The sequence below is a fragment of the Streptomyces sp. NBC_00224 genome (assembly GCF_041435195.1).
In the GTDB taxonomy this organism is placed as follows: domain Bacteria; phylum Actinomycetota; class Actinomycetes; order Streptomycetales; family Streptomycetaceae; genus Streptomyces.
Genome location: NZ_CP108106.1, coordinates 6162621 through 6177570 on the forward strand (window position 1 = coordinate 6162621; position 14950 = coordinate 6177570).

16 protein-coding genes are annotated in these 14950 nt (G+C 69.4%); all 16 read left to right on the forward strand.

The window, feature by feature from the left end; genetic code table 11:
• Window positions 1-13 precede the first annotated feature (13 nt).
• The 16 genes from prfA (at window position 14) to OG965_RS27765 (ending at window position 14908) form a co-directional block, all read left to right on the forward strand.
• Window positions 14-1093 (forward strand): peptide chain release factor 1, encoded by a 1080-nt coding sequence (gene prfA, locus OG965_RS27690; RefSeq protein ID WP_371654762.1) that lies wholly within the window; start codon window positions 14-16, stop codon window positions 1091-1093.
• A 75-nt stretch (window positions 1094-1168) separates the two neighbouring features.
• A complete protein-coding gene (gene prmC, locus OG965_RS27695; RefSeq protein ID WP_079126247.1) occupies window positions 1169-2050 on the forward strand; it encodes a peptide chain release factor N(5)-glutamine methyltransferase in 882 nt (293 codons plus the stop codon).
• Between the two features lie 56 nt (window positions 2051-2106).
• Entirely contained in the window at window positions 2107-2754 is a 648-nt protein-coding gene (locus OG965_RS27700) for an L-threonylcarbamoyladenylate synthase (protein ID WP_371654763.1), read from the forward strand.
• A complete protein-coding gene (locus OG965_RS27705) occupies window positions 2751-3401 on the forward strand; it encodes a protein-tyrosine-phosphatase (RefSeq protein ID WP_371654764.1) in 651 nt (216 codons plus the stop codon). Before OG965_RS27700 ends, OG965_RS27705 begins: the two co-directional genes overlap by 4 nt.
• An 86-nt stretch (window positions 3402-3487) precedes the next feature.
• Window positions 3488-4795: a serine hydroxymethyltransferase gene (glyA, locus tag OG965_RS27710; RefSeq protein ID WP_371654765.1), complete on the forward strand. Its 1308-nt coding sequence runs from the start codon at window positions 3488-3490 to the stop codon at window positions 4793-4795.
• 93 nt (window positions 4796-4888) lie between these two features.
• A complete protein-coding gene (locus tag OG965_RS27715; protein WP_371657081.1) occupies window positions 4889-6253 on the forward strand; it encodes an MraY family glycosyltransferase in 1365 nt (454 codons plus the stop codon).
• Between the two features lie 263 nt (window positions 6254-6516).
• A complete protein-coding gene (locus OG965_RS27720; RefSeq protein ID WP_371654766.1) occupies window positions 6517-6951 on the forward strand; it encodes a hypothetical protein in 435 nt (144 codons plus the stop codon).
• Window positions 6952-7176: 225 nt separating this feature from the next.
• A complete protein-coding gene (gene atpB / locus OG965_RS27725; RefSeq protein WP_371654767.1) occupies window positions 7177-7995 on the forward strand; it encodes a F0F1 ATP synthase subunit A in 819 nt (272 codons plus the stop codon).
• Window positions 7996-8071: 76 nt separating this feature from the next.
• Window positions 8072-8305, forward strand: a complete 234-nt coding sequence (gene atpE, locus OG965_RS27730; RefSeq protein WP_344069828.1) for an ATP synthase F0 subunit C — start codon at window positions 8072-8074, stop codon at window positions 8303-8305.
• 55 nt (window positions 8306-8360) lie between these two features.
• A complete protein-coding gene (locus OG965_RS27735) occupies window positions 8361-8903 on the forward strand; it encodes a F0F1 ATP synthase subunit B (RefSeq protein ID WP_361389566.1) in 543 nt (180 codons plus the stop codon).
• A complete protein-coding gene (locus OG965_RS27740) occupies window positions 8900-9715 on the forward strand; it encodes a F0F1 ATP synthase subunit delta (protein ID WP_371654768.1) in 816 nt (271 codons plus the stop codon). Before OG965_RS27735 ends, OG965_RS27740 begins: the two co-directional genes overlap by 4 nt.
• Window positions 9716-9855: 140 nt before the next feature.
• Entirely contained in the window at window positions 9856-11451 is a 1596-nt protein-coding gene (gene atpA, locus OG965_RS27745; protein ID WP_371654769.1) for a F0F1 ATP synthase subunit alpha, read from the forward strand.
• A gap of 20 nt (window positions 11452-11471) precedes the next feature.
• Window positions 11472-12389, forward strand: a complete 918-nt coding sequence (locus tag OG965_RS27750) for a F0F1 ATP synthase subunit gamma (protein ID WP_371654770.1) — start codon at window positions 11472-11474, stop codon at window positions 12387-12389.
• On the forward strand, window positions 12389-13831 hold the full coding sequence (gene atpD / locus OG965_RS27755) for a F0F1 ATP synthase subunit beta (RefSeq protein ID WP_371654771.1): 1443 nt from the start codon (window positions 12389-12391) through the stop codon (window positions 13829-13831). Before OG965_RS27750 ends, atpD begins: the two co-directional genes overlap by 1 nt.
• Window positions 13832-13949: 118 nt before the next feature.
• Window positions 13950-14324, forward strand: coding sequence for a F0F1 ATP synthase subunit epsilon (locus OG965_RS27760; protein WP_371654772.1), 375 nt, complete (start codon window positions 13950-13952; stop codon window positions 14322-14324).
• A gap of 137 nt (window positions 14325-14461) precedes the next feature.
• Window positions 14462-14908 (forward strand): DUF2550 domain-containing protein, encoded by a 447-nt coding sequence (locus tag OG965_RS27765; RefSeq protein ID WP_371654773.1) that lies wholly within the window; start codon window positions 14462-14464, stop codon window positions 14906-14908.
• The last annotated feature ends 42 nt before the right edge of the window (window positions 14909-14950 follow it).

Below are 14950 nucleotides of genomic sequence, written 5' to 3' on the forward strand. Positions count from 1 at the left end.
CCAGGAGCCCCCGATGTTCGAGGCGGTCGAGGAACTGATCGGCGAACACGCCGGTCTGGAGAGCAAGCTCGCCGACCCTTCGGTCCACGCCGACCAGGCGAACGCGCGCAAGCTCAACAAGCGGTACGCCGAGCTGACGCCGATCGTCGGGACCTACCGCTCCTGGAAGCAGGCGGGCGAGGACATCGAGACGGCCAAGGAGTTCGCGGCGGACGACCCCGACTTCGCGGCCGAGGTCAAGGAGCTGGAGAAGCAGCGCGAGGAACTGACGGAGAAGCTGCGGCTGCTCCTGGTCCCGCGCGACCCCAGCGACGACAAGGACGTCCTCCTGGAGATCAAGGCGGGCGCGGGCGGCGACGAGTCGGCCCTGTTCGCCGGTGACCTGCTGCGGATGTATCTGCGGTACGCCGAGCGCGTCGGCTGGAAGACCGAGATCATCGACGCCACCGAGTCCGAGCTGGGCGGCTACAAGGACGTCCAGGTCGCGGTGAAGACCAAGGGCGGCAACGGCGCCACCGAGCCCGGCCAGGGCGTCTGGGCGCGGCTGAAGTACGAGGGCGGGGTGCACCGCGTGCAGCGCGTGCCCGCCACCGAGTCGCAGGGCCGCATCCACACCTCCGCCGCCGGCGTGCTCGTCACGCCCGAGGCCGAGGAGGTCGAGGTCGAGATCAACATGAACGATCTGCGCATCGACGTGTACCGCTCGTCGGGCCCCGGCGGCCAGTCCGTCAACACGACCGACTCCGCCGTGCGCATCACGCACCTGCCGACCGGTGTCGTCGCCTCCTGCCAGAACGAGAAGAGCCAGCTCCAGAACAAGGAGCAGGCCATGCGCATCCTGCGCTCCCGGCTGCTCGCCGCCGCCCAGGAGAAGGCCGAGGCCGAGGCCGCCGACGCCCGGCGCAGCCAGGTGCGTACCGTGGACCGCTCCGAGAAGATCCGCACGTACAACTTCCCGGAGAACCGCATCTCGGACCACCGGGTCGGCTTCAAGGCGTACAACTTGGACCAGGTGCTCGACGGCGACCTGGACGCCATGATCCAGGCGTGCGTCGACGCCGACTCCGCCGCCAAGCTCGCCGCGGCGAGCTGACACCCGTAAGACACCCGGTACTTCCCCCGCCGCACGACCGGGCGGGGGAGGCCCATTGCAGCCCGGAGGACCAGCGTGCCGCAACATTCTGGGGGGCGAACCCCAGGCCCCCGCAGTGTGCTGCTCGCGGAGGTGGCCCAGGCCACCCAGCGGCTGGCCGACGCCGGCGTGCCCTCGCCGCGCTTCGACGCGGAGGAGCTCGCCGCGCACATCCACGGCGTCAAGCGGGGCGAGCTGCACCTGGTCAAGGACGCCGACTTCGACGCCCGGTACTGGGAGGCGATCGCCCGTCGTGAGGCGCGCGAGCCGCTCCAGCACATCACCGGGCGGGCGTTCTTCCGCTATCTGGAGCTCCAGGTCGGACCCGGCGTCTTCGTGCCCCGCCCCGAGACCGAGTCGGTCGTCGGCTGGGCCATAGACGCGGTGCGCGCCATGGACGTGGTCGAGCCGCTCATCGTCGATCTGTGCACCGGCTCCGGCGCGATCGCGCTCGCCATGGCCCAGGAGGTGCCCCGCTCGCGGGTGCACGCCGTGGAGCTGTCCGAGGACGCGCTCGACTGGACCCGCAAGAACGTCGAGGGCTCCCGCGTCGTGCTGCACCAGGGCGACGCCCTGACCGCGCTGCCCGAGCTCGACGGCCAGGTCGACCTGGTCATCTCCAACCCGCCGTACATCCCGCTCACCGAGTGGGAGTACGTCGCCCCCGAGGCCCGCGACCACGACCCCGAACTCGCCCTCTTCTCCGGCGAGGACGGCCTCGACACGATCCGGGGCATCGAGCGCACCGCCCACCGGCTGCTGCGGCCCGGCGGCCTCGTCGTGATCGAGCACGCCGACACCCAGGGCGGCCAGGTGCCGTGGATCTTCAACGAGGAGGCCGGCTGGGCGGACGCCGCCGACCACCCCGACCTGAACAACCGTCCGCGCTTCGCCACGGCCCGCAAGGCCCTGCCGTGACCGTTCCGCCCCCCAACCGCTCCAAGACCGCGTACGTGTACGAGGAGGCCCGTTAAATGGCTCGGCGATACGACTGCAACGACGCGACCGACCGCACGACCGGTCTGCGCGAGGCCGCCTCCGCAGTGCGCCGCGGCGAGCTCGTCGTCCTCCCGACGGACACCGTCTACGGCATCGGCGCCGACGCGTTCAGCTCCGAGGCCGTCGCTTCCCTGTTGGACGCCAAGGGCCGTGGCCGCAATATGCCCACCCCTGTCCTCATCGGGTCCCCGAACACGCTGCACGGCCTGGTCACGGACTTCACCGAGCAGGCCTGGGAGCTCGTCGACGCGTTCTGGCCGGGCGCCCTGACGCTGGTCGCCAAGCACCAGCCGTCGCTCCAGTGGGACCTGGGCGACACCCGGGGCACGGTCGCCATCCGGATGCCGCTGCACCCGGTCGCCATCGAGCTGCTCACCGAGGTCGGCCCGATGGCCGTCTCCTCCGCCAACCTCTCCGGACACCCCTCGCCCGAGGACTGCGACGCCGCGCAGGAGATGCTGGGCGACGCCGTCTCGGTGTACCTGGACGGCGGCCCCACCCCGGGCATCGTCCCGTCGTCGATCGTCGACGTCACGGGGAAGGTGCCGGTGCTGCTGCGCGCGGGCGCGCTCGACGCCGACGAGCTGCGCAAGGTGGTACCCGACCTTGAGGTGGCGAATTGACAGCCCCTGAGACGGGGCGTGGCATAGGCACCGGGCTCACCGGCACCACCTTCCGCATCCTCCACGTCAGCACCGGCAACGTGTGCCGCTCGCCCATCACCGAGCGGCTGACCCGGCATGCCCTGACCGATCGTCTCGGCGACCCGTTCACGGGCGGCCTGATCGTGGAGAGCGCGGGCACCTGGGGCCACGAGGGCGCCCCGATGGAGGCCAACGCGGCGGCCGTCCTCGCGGACTTCGGCGCGGACGCCTCCGGCTTCACGGGGCGCGAGCTCCTGGACGAGCACGTCATCACCGCGGACCTGGTCCTCACGGCCACCCGCGACCACCGCGCCCAGGTCATCTCCATGGGCCACTCGGCGGGCCTGCGCACCTTCACGCTGAAGGAGTTCACCCGCCTGGTGCGCGCCATAGACCCGGCGACGCTCCCCGACCCCCTCCAGGACGGCATGGTCGAGCGCGCCCGCGCCCTGGTCCGCGCGGCCGCGGCCCTGCGCGGCTGGCTGCTCGCCCCGAGCGCGGAGGCGGACGAGGTGAACGACCCGTACGGGGCCCCGATCACGTTCTTCCGCTCGATCGGCGACGAGATCAACGGAGCCCTGGAGCCGGTCGTGACGGCCCTGACGGGTGTGCGCGCGCCGCACTGACGTGATTCTGCCGGGCGTAGGCGCACGCGTCGGCCTACATTGGATCCGACGCCTCACACCACCCCCTGTCAGGCCCGGAGACCCCGATGACGGTCACCACCGCAGCCGTGTCCGCTGCCCGCGCCACCGCCCCCGAGGGGGCGTTCGACGCCCTGCGGCGGCAGGATCCCGAGATCGCCGACGTGCTGATCGGCGAGACGCGGCGGCAGGCCACCTCGCTCCAGCTCATCGCCGCCGAGAACTTCACCTCGCCCGCCGTGCTCGCGGCCCTGGGCTCCCCGCTCAGCAACAAGTACGCCGAGGGCTACCCCGGCGCCCGCCACCACGGCGGCTGCGAGATCGTGGACGTGGCCGAGCGGATCGCCGTGGACCGGGCCAAGGCGCTCTTCGGCGCCGAGCACGCCAACGTACAGCCGCACTCCGGCTCCTCGGCCGTCCTGGCGGCCTACGCGGCGCTGCTGCGGCCGGGGGACACGGTGCTCGCCATGGGGCTCCCGTACGGGGGACACCTCACCCACGGCTCGCCCGCCAACTTCTCCGGCCGGTGGTTCGACTTCGTCGGCTACGGCGTCGACCCGGAGACCGGGCTCATCGACTACGAAGAGGTCGCGGCCCTGGCCGAGCGCCGCCGCCCCAAGGCGATCGTCTGCGGCTCGATCTGCTACCCGCGCCACCCCGACTACGAGGCGTTCCGCGAGATCGCGGACTCGGTGGGCGCGTACCTCATCGCGGACGCGGCGCACCCCATGGGCCTGGTGGCCGGTGGAGCGGCGCCCAGCCCCGTCCCGTACGCCGACGTGGTCTGCGCGACCACCCACAAGGTGCTGCGCGGCCCCCGCGGCGGTCTGCTGCTGTGCGGCGCGGAGCTGGCGGCCCGGATCGACCGGGCGGTCTTCCCGTTCACTCAGGGCGGCGCCCAGATGCACACCATCGCCGCCAAGGCGGTCGCGTTCGGGGAGGCGGCGACCCCGGGGTTCACCGGGTACGCCCATCAGGTGGTCGCCAACGCGCGCGTGCTCGCGGCCGGGCTGGCCGCCGAGGGGTTCGCCGTGGTCACCGGCGGCACCGACACCCACCTCATCCTGGCCGACCCGGCCCCCCTGGGAGCCGACGGACGGGCCGCCAGGGGCCGTCTGGCGGGCGCCGGGCTGGTCCTGGACACCTGTGCCCTCCCGTACGACGAAGCGCGCGGCATCCGGCTCGGTACGGCCGCCGTGACCACCCAGGGGATGGGCGAGGCGGAGATGGCGAGGATCGCGGTGCTGTTCTCCGCGGCGCTGCGCGAGGACCGCGAAGCGGGCGGCGAGGGCCATGCGGAAGGCCGGACCGAAGCCCGCGAAGTCCGTGCCGAAGTGCGGGAACTTGCGGGAAGATTTCCCCCCTATCCGCACTAGATGGGGTTGACTGCAACCATCTCGTGTACCCGCATGTCTTCAACCATGTGGGCGCGAAGCTAGTGTGTGGGGCTGAGATGGCCAGCGATACCTCTGGGGCAGCCCGTGCGTGAATACCTGCTGACGCTCTGCGTCACGGCCGCGGTGACCTACCTGCTCACCGGGCCGGTGCGGAAGTTCGCCATCGCGACCGGCGCGATGCCGGAGATCCGTGCCCGGGACGTGCACCGTGAACCGACGCCGCGGCTCGGCGGCATCGCCATGTTCGGCGGGCTGTGCGCGGGCCTGCTCGTCGCCGACCACCTCGACAGCCTCAACGGCGTCTTCGAGCGCTCCAACGAACCGCGCGCGCTGCTCTCCGGCGCCGCGCTGATCTGGATCATCGGCGTCCTGGACGACAAGTTCGAGATCGACGCCCTGATCAAGCTGGGCGGTCAGATGATCGCCGCGGGTGTGATGGTCGTGCAGGGTCTGACGATCCTGTGGCTGCCCCTCCCGGGCGTCGGCGCGGTCTCGCTCACCTCCTGGCAGGGCACGCTGCTCACGGTCGCCCTGGTGGTGATCACCATCAACGCGGTGAACTTCGTGGACGGCCTGGACGGCCTCGCCGCGGGCATGGTCTGCATCGCCGCCGCGGCGTTCTTCATGTACGCGTACCGGATCTGGTTCGGGTACGGCATCGAGGCCGCGGCCCCGGCCACCCTCTTCGCCGCCATCCTGATGGGCATGTGCCTGGGCTTCCTGCCGCACAACATGCACCCGGCGCGGATCTTCATGGGCGACTCGGGCTCGATGCTGATCGGGCTCGTCCTCGCGGCCGGCGCCATCTCCATCACCGGGCAGGTCGACCCGGACGCGCTGCGGATGAACCTCAGCCTCAGCGGCAGTGAGCGCGAGGCGACGCACGCGATGCTCCCGGTCTTCATCCCGCTGCTGATGCCGCTGACCATCATCGCGATCCCGGTGGCCGACCTGGTGCTCGCGATCGTGCGGCGCACCTGGAAGGGCCAGTCGCCGTTCGCGGCCGACCGCGGGCATCTGCACCACCGGCTCCTGGAGATCGGCCACTCGCACAGCCGCGCGGTGCTGATCATGTACTTCTGGGCGGCGCTGATCGCCTTCGGGACGCTGGCGTACTCGGTGCACTCGGCGTCGATGTGGATCGTCTTCGTCATCGTCGCGCTGAGCGCGGTCGGTCTGGTCCTGCTGCTGCTCCCGCGCTTCACGCCGCGCGCCCCGCGCTGGGCCGAGGCGTTCGTCCCGCCGCGCTACCGGCGCCGTACACGGCTCGCCGCGGCGTCCGTGGCCGCGGAGGGCGGCGAGGAGTGGGACGAGGACGAGGACGAGGGGGCGGAGCGCACACCGGTCGGCGCGGGTGTCTCCGGCGTCAACGGGGCGACCGCCGTCGGCCCCCGTTCGCGCTTCCCCGACCGGCGGAAGACCGGCGCGTCACGCTGACGAATTGCCGCAGCGGGCCGCAATACCAGACAAGTTGCCGCCCGCTCTGCACATGCGCGCACGTTCACTCTCATGTGTGACGGGCAGCACACCATCTTGGTAAAGACCTCATCAAATAGTTTGTGATACGGTTCACGAGACCCGGCAACAGAGCCGAAGGACCGTAGTGCGACGGCCCATTGGCCCGAGGGGACCACCTCGGCCGGGGCCTACGCTCGTCCATGACGACACCCTGCCCCCACCCAGTAAGCGGAGCTGCCGCCATGCCGTCCAACGACGCCCGCACCCTCCTTCGGACCGCCGTACCCACTGCTGCCGCCGGCGTCATCGCCGTCGCGGTCAGCGCCGGGATCGCGGGCGGCAAGGGGGCCATCGGCGCCGCCATTGCGACGGTCGTGGTCGTCTGCTTCATGGGTATCGGGCTGCTCGTCCTGGAACGCACGGCCAAGACCCTGCCCCACCTGTTTCAGGCCATGGGGCTGATGCTGTACACGGCTCAGTTGCTGTTGCTCTTCATCTTCGTCGCGGTCTTCAAGGACACGACGCTGTTCAACCCCAAGGCATTCGCCGCCACACTCGTCGCGCTGACCCTCGTCTGGATCGGCATGCAGGCACGTGCGCACATGAAGGCCAAGATCCTTTACGTCGAGCCGGATTCGGAGGGTCAGAAGCCCACGAAATCCGGGTCTTCGTCGTGAAAGGTAGGGGCGGAATAAATGCGAGTTCGAGACCCTGCTATCGTCCGGTGCCAACTGCGGCACTGCGGGCGCGGGCATCTGAGCTGACGCCTGCTCGAACGCGAGGCTTGATGCCCGACCGCCGCCCCATCATCCGTAACACCAGTCCAGTGCCGAACCGCGGCTGTGCGCCGCGCCGACACAACGAGGTTGCCGTACCTATGCGCCACGCTGAAGGAGCCCGCGGTGAGTGCTGACCCGACGCAGCTCGCTTTCGACACCAGTTGCCACCTGTTCCAGGACTGCGGTGGCTTCGAGGGTCCGGGCCTGCACTCGTTCCTGTTCAAGCCTCTCTGGGGTGACGCGGACGGCGTTTATTTCAACAAGCCGATGCTGCTCGCCCTGCTGGGCTCGCTCATCATCGTCGGCTTCTTCTGGGCCGCCTTCCGTAAGCCGAAGGTCGTCCCCGGCAAGCTCCAGATGGTCGCCGAGGCCGGCTACGACTTCGTGCGCCGCGGCATCGTCTACGAGACGATCGGCAAGAAGGAGGGCGAGAAGTGGGTCCCCCTCATGGTCTCGATCTTCTTCTTCGTCTGGATGATGAACCTCTGGTCGATCGTCCCGGTCGCGCAGTTCCCGGTGACGTCGATCATCGCGTACCCGGCGGTTCTCGCGGGGATCGTCTACGTCATCTGGATGAGCCTCACCTTCAAGCGCCACGGCCTCGTCGGCGGCTTCAAGAACCTCACGGGCTACGACAAGTCCCTCGGCGCCGTCCTGCCGATGGTCATGGTCATCGAGTTCTTCTCGAACGTGATCGTGCGCCCCTTCACGCACGCGGTGCGACTGTTCGCGAACATGTTCGCCGGTCACACCCTGCTGCTGCTCTTCACGATCGCCAGCTGGTACATGCTCAACGGCATCGGCATCGCGTACTCGGGCGTCTCGTTCGTGATGGTCATCGTGATGACCGGCTTCGAGCTCTTCATCCAGGCCGTCCAGGCGTACGTGTTCGTGCTTCTGGCCTGCAGCTTCATCCAGGGCGCCGTCGCCGAGCACCACTGACCGCCCGCCCCCTCAAAACCCCAAGTCGTCCGGTGGCCAACCCCCACCGGTCCGTGAAAGAGAAGGAAGAACTGGCATGTCCCAGATCCTCGCTGCCTCCGATGGTGTCACCGGCTCCCTCAGCTCCGTCGGTTACGGTCTCGCCGCCATCGGCCCCGGCGTCGGCGTCGGCATCATCTTCGGTAACGGCACCCAGGCCATGGCCCGTCAGCCCGAGGCCGCCGGCCTGATCCGCGCCAACCAGATCCTCGGTTTCGCGTTCTGTGAGGCGCTGGCCCTCATCGGCCTCGTCATGCCGTTCGTCTACTAAGACGAACGACGACGACTAGACCGATCCGACGAAAGGCACTGATGTGAACCTCACCATGGTTCAGCTGGCGGCCGAGGGCAAGGAAAACCCCCTCGTTCCGCCGTGGCCTGAGCTGGTCATCGGCCTGATCGCCTTCGTCATCGTCTTCGGCTTCCTCGCCAAGAAGCTCCTCCCGAACATCAACAAGGTTCTGGACGAGCGGCGCGAGGCCATCGAGGGCGGTATCGAGAAGGCCGAGGCCGCGCAGACCGAGGCTCAGAGCGTGCTGGAGCAGTACAAGGCCCAGCTCGCCGAGGCCCGCCACGAGGCTGCCCGCCTGCGCCAGGAGGCGACCGAGCAGGGCACCGTGCTCATCCAGGAGATGAGGGCGGAAGGCCAGCGGCAGCGTGAGGAGATCATCGCTGCCGGCCACGCCCAGATCGAGGCCGACCGCAAGGCCGCGGCGCACGCGCTCCGCCAGGACGTGGGCAAGCTCGCCACCGACCTGGCCGGCAAGCTCGTCGGCGAGTCCCTTGAGGACCACGCCCGGCAGAGCCGCACCATCGACCGCTTCCTCGAAGGTCTTGAGGACGCTTCGAAGGCCGAGGCCACGCGATGAACGGAGCGAGCCGCGAGGCACTGGCTGCCGCGCGCGAGCGTCTTGACGCGCTGATGGACAACACGTCCGTCGACGCGGCGAAGCTCGCCGGGGAGCTGGCGGCCGTCACCGCGCTGCTCGACCGCGAGGTGTCGCTGCGTCGGGTCCTCACCGACCCGTCGCAGCCCGCCGAGGCCAAGGCCGAGCTGGCCGGGCGCCTCCTCGGCGGCCAGGTCGGCGGCGAGAGTGCCGACCTGGTGAGCGGCATGGTCCGCTCCCGCTGGTCGCAGTCGCGCGACCTGGTGGACGCGCTGGAGGAGCTGGCGAACACCGCCGACCTCACCGCGGCGCAGAAGGCCGGCGCGCTGGACGGCGTGGAGGACGAGCTGTTCCGGTTCGGCCGGATCGTCTCCTCCAGCACCGACCTGCGCTCCGCGCTGACCAACCGCGCCGCCACCACGGCCGCCAAGGGCGAGCTGCTGCGCAGCCTGCTCGGCGGCAAGGCCGACGCGGCCACCGAGCGTCTCATCACGCGTCTGGTGACCAAGCCGCGTGGACGTAGCCTGGAAGCGGGACTCGACTCCCTCTCCAAGCTCGCCGCGGAGCGCCGGGACCGCATGGTCGCCGTGGTCACCTCGGCGGTGCCGCTGACCGACGTACAGAAGCAGCGCCTCGGCGCCGCTCTGGCGAAGGTGTACGGCCGCCAGATGCACCTGAACCTGGACGTGGACCCGACGGTCCTCGGCGGGATCTCGGTGCGGGTGGGCGACGAGGTCATCGACGGCACGATCGTGCAGCGTCTCGACGAGGCGAGCCGGCGACTGGCCGGCTGACCTGCCTCGGCAGCGTCACCAATTACACAAGGCATCACAGCGGCCCGGTTGGGCCGTGCAGAACTTGCAGAAGATTCCTGGGGGTCGCCCCCAGACCCCCTAAGAAGCTTCAGGCCCAACAAGGAGAGCAGGGAACCCAGATGGCGGAGCTCACGATCCGGCCGGAGGAGATCCGGGACGCACTGGAGAACTTCGTCCAGTCGTACCAGCCGGACGCGGCCTCGCGCGAGGAGGTCGGTACGGTCAGCGTTGCCGGCGACGGCATCGCGAAGGTGGAGGGCCTGCCCTCCGCCATGGCGAACGAGCTGCTGAAGTTCGAGGACGGCACCCTCGGTCTCGCCCTCAACCTTGAGGAGCGCGAGATCGGTGCGATCGTCCTCGGCGAGTTCAGCGGTATCGAGGAGGGCCAGCCGGTGCAGCGCACCGGTGAGGTCCTCTCCGTAGGCGTCGGCGAGGGCTACCTCGGCCGCGTCGTCGACCCGCTCGGCAACCCGATCGACGGTCTCGGCGAGATCGCGACCGAAGGCCGCCGCGCCCTTGAGCTGCAGGCCCCGGGCGTCATGGTCCGTAAGTCGGTGCACGAGCCGATGCAGACCGGCTACAAGGCCGTCGACGCGATGGTGCCGATCGGCCGTGGCCAGCGTCAGCTGATCATTGGTGACCGTCAGACCGGCAAGACCGCGCTGGCCGTCGACACCATCATCAACCAGCGCGACAACTGGCGCTCGGGCGACGTGAACAAGCAGGTCCGCTGCATCTACGTCGCCATCGGCCAGAAGGGCTCGACCATCGCGTCCGTTCGCGGCGCCCTGGAAGAGGCCGGCGCGCTCGAATACACGACGATCGTCGCCGCCCCGGCGTCCGACCCGGCCGGCTTCAAGTACCTGGCGCCGTACACCGGTTCCGCCATCGGCCAGCACTGGATGTACGCCGGCAAGCACGTCCTGATCATCTTCGACGACCTGTCGAAGCAGGCCGACGCCTACCGCGCCGTGTCGCTGCTGCTGCGCCGCCCGCCGGGCCGCGAGGCCTACCCGGGCGACGTCTTCTACCTGCACTCGCGTCTGCTGGAGCGCTGCGCCAAGCTCTCCGACGAGATGGGTGCCGGTTCGATGACCGGTCTGCCGATCGTCGAGACCAAGGCGAACGACGTGTCGGCGTTCATCCCGACCAACGTCATCTCCATCACCGACGGCCAGTGCTTCCTGGAGTCCGACCTGTTCAACGCGGGCCAGCGCCCGGCGCTGAACGTCGGTATCTCGGTCTCCCGCGTCGGTGGTTCCGCCCAGCACAAGGCCATGAAGCAGGTTTCCGGCCGACTGCGCGTGGACCTCGCCCAGTACCGCGAGCTGGAGGCGTTCGCCGCCTTCGGTTCCGACCTGGACGCCGCGTCGAAGAACTCGCTGGAGCGCGGCAAGCGCATGGTCGAGCTGCTGAAGCAGGGCCAGTACCAGCCGATGCCCGTCGAGGAGCAGGTCGTCTCCGTCTGGGCCGGCACCACCGGCAAGATGGACGACGTCCCGGTCAACGACATCCGTCGCTTCGAGTCGGAGCTGCTGGAGCACCTGCGCCGTGAGCGCAAGGAGCTCCTCACCTCGATCGCCGAGGGCGGCAAGATGTCGGACGACACCCTGACGTCGATCGCGGACGCCATCGCGGCCTTCAAGCAGCAGTTCGAGACCTCGGACGGCAAGCTCCTGGGCGAGGACGCGCCGGCCGTCAACGTCTCCAAGTGACGACGGAAGGGACCTGACTCATGGGAGCGCAGCTCCGGGTCTACAAGCGTCGCATCCGTGCCGTCACGGCGACCAAGAAGATCACCAAGGCGATGGAGATGATCGCCGCCTCGCGCATCGTCAAGGCGCAGCGCAAGGTGGCGGCGTCGATGCCGTACGCGACCGAGCTCACCCGTGCGGTGACCGCGGTGGCGACCGGTTCGAACACCAAGCACGCCCTGACCACCGAGGCCGAGGCGCCGACCCGTGCCGCGATCCTGCTCATCACGAGCGACCGCGGTCTGGCCGGCGGCTACTCCTCGAACGCCATCAAGCAGGCGGACCGGCTCACCGAGCGGCTGCGTGCTGAGGGCAAGGACGTCGATGCCTACATCGTCGGCCGCAAGGGTGTCGCCTACTACGGCTTCCGCGAGCGCAAGGTCGCGGAGTCGTGGACCGGCTTCACCGACAGCCCGGCCTACGCCGACGCCAAGCGCGTCGCGGCGCCGCTGATCGAGGCCATCCAGACGGACACGGCCGAGGGTGGCGTCGACGAGCTGCACATCGTCTACACGGAATTCGTGTCGATGATGACGCAGAACGCGGTGGACGGCCGGATGCTGCCGCTCAGCCTCGACCAGGCTGTGGAGGAGAGCGGTACGAAGGGCGAGATCCTTCCGCTGTTCGACTTCGAGCCGTCGGCGGAGGACGTCCTCGACGCCCTGCTGCCGCGCTACGTCGAGAGCCGCATCTACAACGCACTGCTGCAGTCGGCCGCTTCCGAGCACGCCGCCCGCCGCCGCGCGATGAAGTCGGCGACCGACAACGCCGGGGATCTCATCAAGAGCCTCTCCCGGCTTGCCAACGCGGCCCGCCAGGCCGAAATCACCCAGGAAATCAGCGAGATCGTCGGTGGCGCGAGCGCCATGGCTGACGCGACCGCGGGGAGTGACAAGTAATGACGACCACTGTTGAGACGGCCGCCGCCACGGGCCGCGTCGCCCGGGTCATCGGCCCGGTCGTCGACGTGGAGTTCCCCGTCGACGCCATGCCCGACATCTACAACGCCCTCAAGGTCCAGGTCGCCGACCCGGCCGAGGACGGCAAGCTCAAGACGCTGACCCTTGAGGTCGCGCAGCACCTGGGTGACGGCCTCGTCCGTACCATCTCGATGCAGCCGACCGACGGTCTGGTCCGCCAGGCCCCGGTGACCGACACGGGCGAGGGCATCACCGTCCCCGTCGGTGACTTCACCAAGGGCAAGGTGTTCAACACGCTGGGCGAGGTGCTGAACTACCCCGAGGCGAACGCCGAGGTCACCGAGCGCTGGCCGATCCACCGCAAGGCCCCTCGCTTCGACGAGCTTGAGTCGAAGACCGAGATGTTCGAGACCGGCGTCAAGGTCATCGACCTTCTCACCCCGTACGTCAAGGGTGGAAAGATCGGTCTGTTCGGTGGTGCCGGTGTCGGCAAGACCGTTCTGATCCAGGAAATGATCTACCGCGTCGCCAACAACCACGACGGTGTGTCGGTGTTCGCGGGCGTCGGTGAGCGTACCCGTGAGGGCAACGACCTCATCGAGGAGATGGGCGACTCCGGCGTCATCGACAAGACGGCGCTCGTCTTCGGCCAGATGGACGAGCCCCCGGGCACCCGTCTTCGGGTCGCGCTGGCCGGTCTGACGATGGCGGAGTACTTCCGTGACGTCCAGAAGCAGGACGTCCTCTTCTTCATCGACAACATCTTCCGGTACACCCAGGCGGGTTCCGAGGTGTCGACCCTGCTCGGCCGTATGCCCTCCGCGGTGGGCTACCAGCCGAACCTGGCCGACGAGATGGGTCTCCTCCAGGAGCGCATCACCTCGACCCGTGGTCACTCGATCACCTCGATGCAGGCGATCTACGTCCCCGCGGACGACCTGACCGACCCGGCCCCGGCCACCACCTTCGCCCACCTCGACGCGACGACGGTTCTCTCCCGTCCGATCTCCGAGAAGGGCATCTACCCGGCCGTGGACCCGCTGGACTCGACGTCCCGCATCCTCGACCCGCGGTACATCGCGGCGGACCACTACTCGGCCGCCATGCGTGTCAAGGGGATCCTGCAGAAGTACAAGGACCTCCAGGACATCATCGCGATCCTCGGTATCGACGAGCTGGGCGAGGAGGACAAGCTCGTTGTCCACCGTGCCCGTCGCGTCGAGCGCTTCCTGTCGCAGAACACCCACGTCGCCAAGCAGTTCACCGGCGTGGACGGTTCGGACGTGCCGCTCGAAGAGTCGATCACCGCGTTCAACGCGATCTGCGACGGTGAGTACGACCACTTCCCCGAGCAGGCGTTCTTCATGTGCGGTGGCATCGAGGACCTGAAGGCCAACGCGAAGGAGCTCGGCGTCTCCTGACCCGAGCCGGTTTTGTGACGACGAGGGGGCGGGTGCGTCCCGCCCCCTCTCTCACGCCCACTAGACTTTGACCCAACACCCGGCAGCAACCGCCGGGTGGTGACCCGAGGAGCCCACCTTGGCTGCTGAGCTGCACGTCGAGCTCGTCGCCGCGGACCGCAGTGTCTGGTCCGGCGAGGCCACCCTGGTCGTCGCGCGCACCACGTCCGGCGACATCGGCGTCATGCCCGGTCACCAGCCGCTCCTCGGAGTGCTGGAGTCCGGTCCGGTGACCATCCGTACGACCGAGGGCAGCACCGTCGTCGCCGCTGTGCACGGCGGGTTCATCTCGTTCGCGGACAACAAGCTCTCCATGCTCGCGGAGATCGCGGAGCTCGCGGACGAGATCGACGTCCAGCGTGCCGAGCGGGCGCTGGAGAGCGCCAAGTCGGTCGAGGACGGCGCCGCCGAGCGTCGCGCCGAGGTCCGGCTGCGTACGGTGTCGGTGCGCTAGCACCCCGCCGAAGAGTTTTGCCCTCAGCCGCGGTCACGGGTCTGGAATTTTCCGGACCCGGCCGCGGCTGAGGCGATGCAGGCACAAGAGACCGGGGCGAACCCCCGGCCCCGAATGGAGCGAGGAGGTCGGTGTAGATGACCCTCGTTCTGCTTGTGGGCGGCCTGGTCGTCGCGCTGGTACTGGCGGGACTCTTCGTCTTCGGTCTGCGCCGACGGCTGATCCAGCGTTCCGGCGGGACCTTCGACTGCAGTCTGCGCTGGGACGTGCCCGAGGGCGGCGACCCCAACGGCAAGGGCTGGGTGTACGGAGTCGCGCGGTACAGCGGTGACCGGATCGAGTGGTTCCGCGTCTTCTCGTACGCGCCCCGGCCGCGGCGGCTCCTGGAGCGCTCCGCGATCGAGGTCGTGGCGCGCCGCAAGCCGGCGGGCGAGGAGGAGCTGGCGCTGCTGTCCGACGCGATCGTGCTCGGCTGTACGCACCGGGGCGTCCGCCTGGAGCTGGCGATGAGCGAGGACGCGCTGACGGGTTTCCTGGCGTGGCTGGAGGCGGCGCCGCCGGGACAGCGTGTGAACGTGGCGTAGTTCTTCCCCACCCCGCCCCTAGGGGGTGGGGGCGCGGGGAAC

Bases quoted from the DNA above. Each gene is read 5' to 3' on its own strand.
- prfA (WP_371654762.1), top strand. From the start codon at position 14: ATGTTCGAGGCGGTCGAGGAACTGATCGGCGAACACGCCGGTCTGGAG.
- OG965_RS27700 (WP_371654763.1), top strand. From the start codon at position 2,107: ATGGCTCGGCGATACGACTGCAACGACGCGACCGACCGCACGACCGGT.
- glyA (WP_371654765.1), top strand. From the start codon at position 3,488: ATGACGGTCACCACCGCAGCCGTGTCCGCTGCCCGCGCCACCGCCCCC.
- OG965_RS27720 (WP_371654766.1), top strand. From the start codon at position 6,517: ATGCCGTCCAACGACGCCCGCACCCTCCTTCGGACCGCCGTACCCACT.
- atpE (WP_344069828.1), top strand. From the start codon at position 8,072: ATGTCCCAGATCCTCGCTGCCTCCGATGGTGTCACCGGCTCCCTCAGC.
- OG965_RS27735 (WP_361389566.1), top strand. From the start codon at position 8,361: ATGGTTCAGCTGGCGGCCGAGGGCAAGGAAAACCCCCTCGTTCCGCCG.
- OG965_RS27740 (WP_371654768.1), top strand. From the start codon at position 8,900: ATGAACGGAGCGAGCCGCGAGGCACTGGCTGCCGCGCGCGAGCGTCTT.
- atpA (WP_371654769.1), top strand. From the start codon at position 9,856: ATGGCGGAGCTCACGATCCGGCCGGAGGAGATCCGGGACGCACTGGAG.
- OG965_RS27750 (WP_371654770.1), top strand. From the start codon at position 11,472: ATGGGAGCGCAGCTCCGGGTCTACAAGCGTCGCATCCGTGCCGTCACG.
- atpD (WP_371654771.1), top strand. From the start codon at position 12,389: ATGACGACCACTGTTGAGACGGCCGCCGCCACGGGCCGCGTCGCCCGG.
- OG965_RS27765 (WP_371654773.1), top strand. From the start codon at position 14,462: ATGACCCTCGTTCTGCTTGTGGGCGGCCTGGTCGTCGCGCTGGTACTG.